This window comes from Thermoactinomyces sp. CICC 10521 (assembly GCF_016055135.1).
Lineage (GTDB): Bacteria > Bacillota > Bacilli > Thermoactinomycetales > Thermoactinomycetaceae > Thermoactinomyces_A > Thermoactinomyces_A daqus.
Window position 1 is genome coordinate 26,752 of sequence record NZ_JAECVZ010000026.1, and the last position, 11,173, is coordinate 37,924.

Here is an 11,173-nt window from a genome sequence, read left to right on the forward strand (position 1 = left end):
GAAAAAATTCACCTATCATATCCGGTTTATACGATTTTGTCGGCATATACTGCGTGTTTTTATGTTGGCATGATTTTTGCTGTTGAATTATAAGCGAAATTCGATAAAGGGGGAGATGAGCATCGCAAACATCGTAAAAGCACGCCCGAAACTGTACGTTTTGGACAACGGACGCATGAGGATGGACAAAAACTGGATGATCGCTATGCACAATCCAGCTACTGTTGATAATCCGAACGCAGCAACGGAGATGATCGAGTTCCCGATTTATTCCGTCTTGATTGATCATCCGGAAGGAAAAATCCTTTTTGATACCTCATGCAACCCCAATTCCATGGGACCTCAAGGTCGCTGGTCAGAAGCCACCCAATCGATGTTTCCCTGGATCGCAAGCGAGGAGTGTTATCTGCATAATCGCTTGGAACAGCTAAAAGTGCGACCGGAAGACATCAAATTCGTAATTGCTTCTCATCTCCATCTCGATCACGCCGGCTGCCTCGAAATGTTTACCAATGCAACCGTGATCGTGCATGAAGACGAATTCAATGGAACCTTGCAAGTTTACGCTCGCAACCGTTCTGAGGGAGCATACGTTTGGGCCGACATTGACGCCTGGATCAAGAACAACCTGCAGTGGCGCACCATTAAACGCGACGAAGATAACGTCCCGCTGGCCGAAGGAATACGAATCCTCAACTTTGGCAGCGGACACGCATGGGGGATGCTCGGTCTGCACGTGCAACTCCCGGAAAAGGGCAATATTATCCTGGCTTCCGACGCGATTTACTGCTCCGAAAACTTCGGACCTCCGGTCAAACCACCGGGGATTATCTACGATTCACTCGGATATGTAAAAACGGTGGAACGCATCCGCCGCATTGCTCAAGAAACCCAGTCGGAAATTTGGTTTGGTCATGATTCAGAACAATTCAAGTCGTTCCGGAAGTCCACGGAAGGATATTACGAATAAGATCCAAGACTCTCAACACTATGTTTTCGTATAAGGAGGAATTGTCAGATGAAAATACGCGCCGCCGTTCTGTATGAGATGAACCTGCCAGCTCCTTACAAAGACAGCCAGCCACTTCGCATAGAAACTCTTGACCTTGACCCGCCCCAAATGGGCGAAGTGCTTATTCGCATACGCGCCGCTGGTTTGTGCCACTCGGACCTGTCTGTCATTAACGGCAACCGGCCCCGTCCAACCCCGATGGTTCTTGGTCACGAGGCGGCAGGTGAAGTCGTTGAAGTCGGTCCTGGTGTAACCGATCTCCAGCCTGGCGATCATGTTGTCTGCGCTTATGTGCCCAGTTGCGGACACTGCCTGCCCTGCCAAGAAGGGCGGCCGGGACTATGTGAACCGGGCGCCAACGCCAACAGCGTGGGAACTCTCCTGTCCGGGGAGAGAAGGTTGCACAAAGACGGGAAGGACATTCATCACCATCTGGGCATATCGGGGTTTGCGGAGTATGCGGTCGTATCAAGGAACTCCTTGATTAAGGTCGATCCGGAAATACCGTTTGATGAAGTCGCACTCTTCGGGTGTGCTGTTATGACCGGAGTCGGAGCTGTGGTGAATTCCGCCCGCGTCCCAGTGGGAAGCAGTGTGGCTGTTGTCGGCTTGGGCGGAGTCGGACTTTGCGCTATACTGGGTGCCCGTGCAGCCGGAGCAAGGAGCATTATAGCTGTGGATATAAATCCCGCAAAGCTCAAGACTGCACTTGAACTGGGGGCCACCGCAGCATTTGACGCACGCGATCCGGAAGTGACGCAACAAATTCGCGCGGCAACCGATGGCGGTGTGGAATTCGCATTTGAAACCGCCGGTGCAGTTCCCGCTATGCAGACTGCATTCGCCATCACACGCCGCGGTGGTACAACCGTCACAGCGGGACTCCCCCATCCGAAACACCAGCTCTCTTTCTCGCAAGTCCTGCTCGCCGCTGAAGAACGAACCATTAAGGGATCTTACATTGGGAGCTGCATTCCAGCACGTGACATTCCTCGTTTTATCGAGCTGTACAAGCAAGGGCGCTTGCCGGTCAACCGGTTGCTGACTGACCGCTTACGTCTTGAGGACATCAATGAAGGATTTGACCGCCTGGATCGCGGTGAAGTTTCACGGCTTGTTGTCACGATGTGAGTATGCAAAGTTGAAGGAGAGACTGTAAATGGCAGAATTGGGTCGATACTCTCTTTTTATCGGCGGAAATTGGACGGATGGACACTCAGGTGAAACGTTTGACATCATTAATCCGGCAACCGAAGAAGTGATTGCCACGGTTCCAAACGCCTCTCCCGCAGACATGCAGACTGCGATTGAGGCAGCTGTTGCAGTTCAGCCAGAATGGGCCGACACTCTGGCCTCGGAGCGCGCACATATCTTGCAAAAAGCAGCAACACTCATGCGTCAGCGCGCCGAATCCCTGGCCCGTATCATGACGATGGAAGAAGGCAAACCACTCTCTGAGGCACGTGGAGAAATTGCCTATGCAGTTTCTTTTCTAGAATGGTTTGCGGAAGAGGGGAAACGGATCTATGGCGACACCATTCCCTCTAGTTCGCGCCACAAGCGGATTATTGTTCTTAAACGACCGGTGGGCGTCACAGCGGCCATCACTCCTTGGAACTTTCCAGCCGCCATGATCACCCGCAAGTTGGGCCCGGCACTGGCTGCCGGTTGTACAATGGTTGTCAAGCCATCGGAACTCACACCTTTATCGGCTCTTGAAATCGCCCGTGTGTTCGAAGATGCCGGACTTCCAAAGGGTGTTTTGTCGGTGGTGGCAGGAACAGACGCGCCGTCGCTCGCCAAAGTTATTATGGATGACTCCCGCGTCCGCAAGGTTTCCTTTACGGGATCTACAGAGGTCGGCAAGATCCTGATGCGTCAAGCCGCCGATACCGTGAAGAGGATCTCGCTTGAACTCGGGGGACATGCCCCGTTTATCGTCTTTGAAGATGCCGATTTGGACGCCGCCGTCGACAACGCAGCGATTTGCAAAATGCGCGGTATAGGCGAAACATGCGTCTCCGCCAACCGCTTCTACGTCCACCGCTCGATTTTGGAAGCCTTTACCAAAAAGTTGGCTGCACGCTTGTCGAGCATGCAAGTGGGGAATGGATTAGACGAAGGAGTCCTTGTCGGTCCGCTCATCGAGCCGGCTGCGGTGGAAAAAGTGGAACACCATGTACGTGACGCCATATCCAAGGGAGCAAAGCTCGTCACCGGTGGCAGTCGCCACGGAGACCGCGGTTATTTCTTTGAACCCACCGTGCTTACCGATGTTAACCACTCTATGGTCATCACGCAGGAAGAAACATTTGGCCCTGTTGCCGCCGTTCTTCCTTTTGACACCGAAGAGGAGGTCATTCGGGCTGCCAACAACACGCCATATGGCTTGGCGGCCTACTACTTCACCAGGGATGTCGGCCGGGTGATACGGCTTGCGGAACAACTCGAATACGGGATTCTCGGAGCCAACGACGGCCTGCCGTCAACCGCGCAAGCCCCGTTTGGAGGAATCAAGGCTTCCGGGATCGGACGGGAAGGCAGTAAATACGGAATTGAAGAATACTTGGACATTAAGTATCTGTCGCTCGGGATTTCATGAAATTGCCAAAGATACTTTCCGGTAAAAACCTGATGAGCGCTTCTCATCTTTCTTTTAACCGTACCTTTCCGGCGGCTTTACCATTCCAGTTGTGATCAAATAAACATCCCGACCGGCGACCGCAGCTTGTCGTTTGCCCTCACCGCTATTGGCCCGCTTCAGCCAGCGCTTGACTCAAACGTGGAAAAGTAACCGCTCCTCGTAAGATAATACCCATTGTAGTTCAAAGTTGGAAACAGGGAAAAGGGGCTCGCATTCTCCTTTTCCCAAATGATCCATATAACTAACCTCTGCCTCCTTTACAAATATGAGAGTAGGGACTTCAATCGCACGAAGTCCCTACCATTAAAATTAATCCTCTTCATTGACTCCAAACCATTGAAGGTCAAGGGATTTATTTTACTTACCTTAGACTCTATTGCATCATCAAAACAAGTATCCATATCAAATCCTTGCGGATACTTTCTTCGATGTACACATCTATTCTTCCACAAACACTTTTTGAATTTGATTTTTGTTTTCTTTTTTGCCGCGTATACAGACAGAAGCTGCTCCAATTGATTATCGAGGCCATAATTTCATAGATGGCTCAAGTATGTTCAAACTGGCAGTAGTTCATTAGTTTGCTCACTTCATTTACCTCTAGTTAGATTTTTTCTAAATTACGGTCATGTCTGTTTCCTTTCCAGGATTACCCTCCTGATTAAATATTCAATTTTATAAAAATATTTAATTTATTTTTCGTCTGCTACTGTTTCGTTATTTAATTGACTTGTTTCTCATTTTTCTTCTGGATGGAAAATAATTTTCACCGAATCTATTTCTCGATTGATTATTTTTCGGAATACTTCCGGTCCTTCTCGTAAAGATAAACGATGAGAGATCATATTAGTAACTTTGATTTGTCCTGTACTCATATAACGTACGGTTGATGCCCACTCTTTACCAGGGAAAGGAGCTGAAATGGCATTCCATGATCCATAGACTTTTAATTCATTTCGAACAATTTTTTCAAAAAAGAATCGTTCAATATGAATATTCGCATATGGAATCCCCATGAATACAACTTCTCCCCCTTTTCGAGGCAATGCAAATACCTGTGCCGAAGTAATGGGAGAGCCTGCTGATTCAACAGCTAAATCAACACCACGACCATTAGTATAGTCCATAATTTGTTCATATGCTGGTTTTTCTAATGAATTGATCATTACATCTGCACCAAGTTCTTTAGCGATTTGTAGTTTCTTATTGTCAATATCAATGGCATAGACTTTTTTTGCCCCAAAAATTTTAGCCCATTGTACAGCTAACAATCCAATACTTCCAACACCCATAATGGCTACTTCTACTCCTGGTTGAATGCTAGCATGATAGAATCCATGAGCTACTACAGCAGATGGTTCTACTAATGCAGCAGTATCATACTCTACATTGTCTGGTAGTGGTATAATATGACTTTCAGGCAATTTTGTATATTCGGCATAAGCACCGGGACGATAAGCTCCTATTACATGAAGCTTTTCGCATTGAGCAGGTTCTCCTCTGCGGCAGCCTTCGCATTCTCCACATACAAAGGTAGGACAACCAGCAACTCGATCTCCAACTTTAATTCTTTTTACATCTGAACCCACTTCTGTTACTTCTCCAGCGAATTCATGACCAAATGTCATGCCCGTTACATAAGGTCCAAGTTTTTTATATCTTGATATATCCGAACCGCAAATCCCTACAGACTTTACTTTAATAATCACGTCGTCAGCGTTTTCAATGACTGGCATGGGTACATTATTTTCAAAACGCAGATCTTGCTTTCCATATAACTTTAATGCCCTCACTATCAGCACCTATCCTTTTTTATCAACGATTTTCAGTAAGCATTTGATACTTGACTATTAAAAATCACTACTGCACCACTTGCACCAAATTGGTTCACACCTGCTTTACTGATTAAATCTGTTTTTAGTCCTCTACTGGTGTCAACAATACTTTAATCGCTTCACCACTTTTAATTGCATGATAGGCTTCGTCCCATTGAGTAATATTAAATTCATGTGTTACTAGTGCTTTCGCATTTACTTTCCCCTCGTTCATTAAAGCAAGAGATGGTTCCCAGTCAGCAGGTTTTTGACTTCTGCTTCCCACAACTCGGATTTCTTTTTGAATGATTTTTTCAAGATCAAATTGAATATCGGGTTGGGTGAAAAGTCCAACCTGCACATACTGTCCTTGTTTTTGCAATAGATCAAGCCCTTGTTTAGCAGCTGGAACTGCACCAGAACATTCTATTACTACATTACAACCGTAACCATCGGTTAATTTATTAATAAGATCTTTTATATCTTCTTCTTGTGTATTCATAACATAATCAATTCCCAGTTCTCTTGCTTTATCTAAACGAACTTTATCATTTGTAAGTCCGGTAATAATTACTTTACCACCACGTGCTTTAGCAACTTGGGCAGCTAGTAGCCCTATAGGTCCTGGGCCAATGACTACGACAATATCACCTTCATTTATTTCGGTCTTATCTATCGCATGGTGTGTACATGCTAATGGTTCCGTCAAAGCCGCTGATCGAAAATCTACATTTGCCGGAAGGTGATGAACACTTTCTTTACGGGCAATTAAATATTTCGCAAAAGCTCCATCTTGGTGTGTACCTAACCCTCTACGAAGACTACAAAGGTTGTAGTCTTTGGACTTACAATATCGACAATTCCCACAAATATAAAAAGTTGTTTCGGAAGTTACACGGTCACCCACTTTAAAATCAGTTACACCTTCGCCAACCTCTGCTACGACACCAGAAAACTCGTGGCCTAATGTTACAGGGACACCTACCTTGTAATGACCTTCATACGCATGAATATCCGAACCACAAATACCTGCATATTTTACTTCAATTTTGATTTGATCTTTTCCAGGCGATGGTTCAGATTTATCTTGAACTACAAAATGCCCAAAGCCAAATTCCGTTTTTACCAATGATTTCATAACAAATGCCCCCAATATACTAATGAGAATCAGACTGATGTCTCATAAGCAAAGGTGTCAGGAAAACTTGACTATACCTAGCAACCCATAAAAATAACTAAACCTTTCCCCATTGACACCATACCAGGTTCATTTGAATACAGAAAAAATTTTCCAGATAATCCAATTGATTAAGTTACCACCTTGGTCAATACTTGATACCATCGCTGATCCTTCAGGCAAATTAATTTTGGCTACCTTCGCCATTTCTGTAAATACTGGTGCAATATCTGTTGCCATGTAAAGAGAAAGCGCTATCATAACCGTTCCGACGATCAAAGAGGGTACAATGTTTCCTCTTGCTGCACCAACGACAAAGGCAATAACAAAAGGAATAGTAGCTAAATCACCGAATGGTAAAACAGCATTACCAGGTAAAATAACCGCTAGTAATACAGTAATTGGTGTTAAGATAAGGGCAGTTGCAATTACTGATGGATGTCCTAGTAATACTGCTGCATCAAGTCCAATATAGATTTCTCTATCACCAAAGCGTTTACTTAACCATGACCGTGCGGATTCTGACAAGGGAATTAACCCTTCCATCAAAATCTTAACCATCCGCGGCATTAATATCATCACGGCTGCCATGTCCATGCCAATTTTAATAATTTTCCCGATATTATATCCCGCTAATGCTCCAATTGCCGCCCCTAAAATCAGACCTATTACCATTGAATCTCCAAAGATACCGAAACGTTTTTGAATTGCATCTGGATCTGTATTTAACTTGTTCAGTCCAGGAATTTTTTGAATTCCTCTTACTAAAAAAATAAATGGTGCATATGAAATCGTACTACCTGTTGCAACTGAAACGCCTGGCATTTCATAGAAATCATTTACGATTGGTTGAGTCCAGTCAGCAATTTTAAGACATACAATCTGGAAGATTACTGCTGCAATTAGCCCCAGAACAATACTATCTGAAACTGTATATACTAAAGCAGCCATAAATGTATAGTGCCAATAGTTCCAAATATCCACATTCATTGTTTTAGTTGTTTTTGTTAAAAGCATGACAACGTTTACAACCAGTCCAATCGGAATGATAAATGCTGCTACAACAGATGCCCATGCAATCGATGATGTTGCTGGCCAACCCACATCAATAACGTTTAAATGTACTCCCAGTCGATCAACCATTCCTTGTGCAGCAGGACCAAGGTTTGACGTTAACAAGTCAATAACCAGGAAAATGCCGATAAATGCGACCCCGATTGTTAAACCAGAACGAAATGCTTTACCTGGCCTTTGTCCAAAGAATAATCCTAAGATAAAGATGGCTACTGGAAGGATTACTGTTGCTCCTAGACCTAAAAAACCTTTCATAAAATCGGCGAATGCTTGCATGTGAATATCTCCCTTCCAATAGATATCAATCGCTTGTCATCAAGATTATTTTTTAAGTTCCTCGAGAATTTGCTTTTTTGTTTCTTCAATTCCTATACCAGTTAGAAAATTACGTGCATTTATAACGGGAAATCGATATTCTTTTTTCGTCATGGCCGTAGTGACTAGCAGGTCCGCTGTATCTTCATATGCCCCCACTTCAGCTATTTTTATTTGAATAAGATCAATTTCTATATTATTTTCTTTTGCTAACTCCTCAATTGCTTTAACCACAACAGTGGATGTCGCAATTCCGGCACCACATGCAACAAGAACTTGTTTTTTTGCCATTTATTCACCATCTCCTTCAACTAAATTTAACTTTTCTTCTAAAGTACTTTTTATTTCTGTTTTATTTTTTTGATTCACTAAGAATTTAAGAACCTCTTCATCTTGAAAAAGTTGCATCAGTTTTTGTAAAAGCAAGAGCTGTGAATGTGCCTCATCCATGGCTAACATAAATATTAGCTGTACTGGTGTTGTCTCACTATCATCACCCATGATGACAAAATCAACTGGCTTTTTTAATACAGCTACGCTAATTGATTTTCTAATAACATGTTCAACATCGGTATGGGGGATCGCTACAGAAACCCCAGCAATCGGGAGACCTGTTGCAAATTCTTTCTCCCTTTTAATAATGGCAGGAATAAAGCTCTCTTTCACTAACCCATTATCCACTAAATTCTGTGCCACTACTTCAAGTATTTCTTCTTTTGAATCACCTTCTACATCAAGCAGAATGACAGATTCATCAAAATACAATTCACTCATATCCACACCCCTAAGCCTTCTCAATAATCTTTAGAGAATATCCTAACAATCTCATATACTTCTTCGATCGATTCAGCATTAATTAATTTATTTCGTTCATTCTCATAACCAGCAAGATTTATCAACTGCATTAATGCATGTATATGTTGATGTTTATCAACCGCAGAAATCGCAATAATCAGATTAATATTGTAATTATTTAGATATCGAACGCCATCTTTTACTCTTAACAAACTCATCCCGACATTATTTGCTCCATCTTCGGGTGCTGCATGCGGTATAGCCATATTCGGCCCAATGACAATGTATGGATCCTTTTCACAATATCTAATCATCGCATCAACATATTTTGGTTTGATTTTACCGCTTCGAATAAGTGGTTCGGCACTGATTCGAATGGCCTCTTCCCATGAATCAACCGAATCTATTAATGTAATATTTTCTGGGATAATCAGTTGATCCAAATTTAGGTCTGTGGAATAAATGTTTTGTTCCACAAAGGAAGAATAACCTTCTTTATTGAAGTATTTCTCCATTTCTTCTATTAAGGCGCTTTCATCACTTATAATCGAATATTTTTTGACAATTTCTACAACATCCTTAATATTGATTTTATCCGGTATATATCCATGGACTGCCAACATCACTTGTTTTCTTAGTTGATACTTTTCTTCATCCCCGAGAAATGCTTTTGTCACAAATAGTTTTTTTTCAGTTTCTAGATAAATGGGTGCAAACACAACATCATAATCAAGTGGGTAATGTAAAAATTGGCGAACCGATAAAAAATCCAAGAAAATAAACTCCGGAAATAATTCTCTTAATTCATTAAACATTATCCTTGAAACAGATACACCCTGCGGACAAACCACTATAGCTTTAACCTTTTTTTCTATGCTTTCGCCTTGACGTTTCATCCAACCGCCAATCAGCATTGTAATAAAAGCGATTTCATTTTCAGGAATATCGGTACCAATCAACTCTTCAAGCGGACCGATAGAACGTTTTACCAGATGATGTAATTCTTTAAACTCTTTGCTCAAAGAACCTTGAAAGACAACTGTATTAGTCAGCTGATATTTGATGCGATAATAGGCTGGTTTTATATGTTGCAAAAGCTTATCTAATAGTTGATCTCGATCCTGCAAGTGGATACAAGCACTTTTTTCAAAATGTCTTAACATATTATCGATGGCTGGAACTAGATTGGGAATGCGTTCATCATTAGCAATTTGACTTGAAAAAACATTAGTTGTTAAAAGATGTAACGTAATAAACAGGCGTTCAGTAACCGGAATATCAGTATCATGGAGAATTTCTTCTGTTGCTTTGTATTCTTTTGTATCAGAAAGTTCTTCGTATTTTATAGCAAATGGATTAATGATATGTCCTTGTTCAATTCTTCGAACGACTAAAATGAGGACGTATGGCATTGCTTTTAATTTTTCATCTGTGAATTTTTGATTTAATTTATTCTCTACCTTTTCTATTCGTCTAATATAATCATTAACTTGTTCACTGCAGATACCTGTTATTTTTTGCAATCGATCTTCACCATTTGTCATTTGTAATACGGCATTTGTAATTTCAATAAGCAATTTTCGAATCTGAAATTCTTTTCCCTCTAATAAATAACCATGTTTTCTTGAATATCTAATATTTAAATCATACTTGTCCAAATAGCTTTGGGCCTGCTTTAAATCACTTAGGATTGTATTTTTGCTAACTCCCAATTCAAAAACGAAATGATTCAATGACAATTCCTCTTTAGAACTTAATAACATTAATATTATGAGCTGTACACGCTGTTCTTCTGTGAGGATTGTTGTGTCCACAACATCTTCAATCTGTTTGAGATTTCTGCCAAGTTTCTCTAAGACTGATTGAGCAATTACGAAATGTCCTTTTCTTGTTCTCTCTATTACAGGAAGATTATTAATCATCAGCCAATCATTTATTTTGTCGATACTATAACCGAGTTGTCTACGAGTAAGATTGTATTTCTTCTCTAATTCAATACTTGTTATGCTAGGATTACTCGTCAACTCATTCAAAATTTTTTTGTATCGATCACTTGGCATCCTTTTTCCTCCTTCTATTTTTGAATTTTATATCTTTTTAATTCTATTTTGAACACATTTTCATCACAATCTTATGTACTTATAATGTACATAATTGTGATTTACTTAGAATATCATAGTTTTTTATTTTATATTCATATAAATATATACTTTTAAGCAGAGCCAATCTCCCTTTTATTACTGCTATAATGACCCCATACGCTTCCAGACGAAAGATAAAGTATAATGGAAGGAAGCAAGAAAGGGGTCGTTTTTTATGGGGCGGCGAAAATGGACTGCTGA

At 41.7% G+C, this 11,173-nt stretch carries 9 protein-coding genes; 3 read left to right on the forward strand and 6 right to left on the reverse strand.

The genetic code is table 11. From position 1 onward, the window contains the following. Window positions 1-121 precede the first annotated feature (121 nt). Genes ahlS through I8U17_RS14560 form a run of 3 tightly spaced genes read left to right on the forward strand, consistent with a single transcriptional unit; the run spans window position 122 to window position 3,614 of the window. A complete protein-coding gene (gene ahlS / locus I8U17_RS14550) occupies window positions 122-970 on the forward strand; it encodes an AhlS family quorum-quenching N-acyl homoserine lactonase (RefSeq protein ID WP_198056353.1) in 849 nt (282 codons plus the stop codon). A gap of 48 nt (window positions 971-1,018) precedes the next feature. Beyond that, window positions 1,019-2,143 carry a zinc-dependent alcohol dehydrogenase family protein gene (locus I8U17_RS14555; protein WP_198056285.1) on the forward strand — a complete coding sequence of 375 codons (1,125 nt, stop codon included), beginning with the start codon at window positions 1,019-1,021 and terminating at the stop codon, window positions 2,141-2,143. A 37-nt stretch (window positions 2,144-2,180) separates the two neighbouring features. After that, on the forward strand, window positions 2,181-3,614 hold the full coding sequence (locus I8U17_RS14560; RefSeq protein WP_198059671.1) for an NAD-dependent succinate-semialdehyde dehydrogenase: 1,434 nt from the start codon (window positions 2,181-2,183) through the stop codon (window positions 3,612-3,614). Between the two features lie 779 nt (window positions 3,615-4,393). On the opposite strand, the gene I8U17_RS14565 is transcribed toward I8U17_RS14560, so the two are convergent. The 6 genes from I8U17_RS14565 to I8U17_RS14590 form a co-directional block, all read right to left on the reverse strand. Then, window positions 4,394-5,449 carry a galactitol-1-phosphate 5-dehydrogenase gene (locus tag I8U17_RS14565; RefSeq protein WP_198059665.1) on the reverse strand — a complete coding sequence of 352 codons (1,056 nt, stop codon included), beginning with the start codon at window positions 5,447-5,449 and terminating at the stop codon, window positions 4,394-4,396. A 124-nt stretch (window positions 5,450-5,573) separates the two neighbouring features. Beyond that, window positions 5,574-6,608, reverse strand: coding sequence for a zinc-binding dehydrogenase (locus tag I8U17_RS14570; protein WP_198059666.1), 1,035 nt, complete (start codon window positions 6,606-6,608; stop codon window positions 5,574-5,576). A gap of 129 nt (window positions 6,609-6,737) precedes the next feature. Next, a complete protein-coding gene (locus tag I8U17_RS14575; protein WP_198059667.1) occupies window positions 6,738-7,997 on the reverse strand; it encodes a galactitol-specific PTS transporter subunit IIC in 1,260 nt (419 codons plus the stop codon). Window positions 7,998-8,042: 45 nt separating this feature from the next. Continuing rightward, window positions 8,043-8,327 carry a PTS sugar transporter subunit IIB gene (locus I8U17_RS14580; protein WP_198056527.1) on the reverse strand — a complete coding sequence of 95 codons (285 nt, stop codon included), beginning with the start codon at window positions 8,325-8,327 and terminating at the stop codon, window positions 8,043-8,045. Continuing rightward, complete coding sequence (locus I8U17_RS14585) at window positions 8,328-8,810, reverse strand: PTS sugar transporter subunit IIA (protein WP_198056528.1); 483 nt, start codon at window positions 8,808-8,810, stop codon at window positions 8,328-8,330. A gap of 20 nt (window positions 8,811-8,830) precedes the next feature. Continuing rightward, entirely contained in the window at window positions 8,831-10,891 is a 2,061-nt protein-coding gene (locus tag I8U17_RS14590; RefSeq protein WP_198059668.1) for a BglG family transcription antiterminator, read from the reverse strand. Window positions 10,892-11,173: the final 282 nt, after the last annotated feature.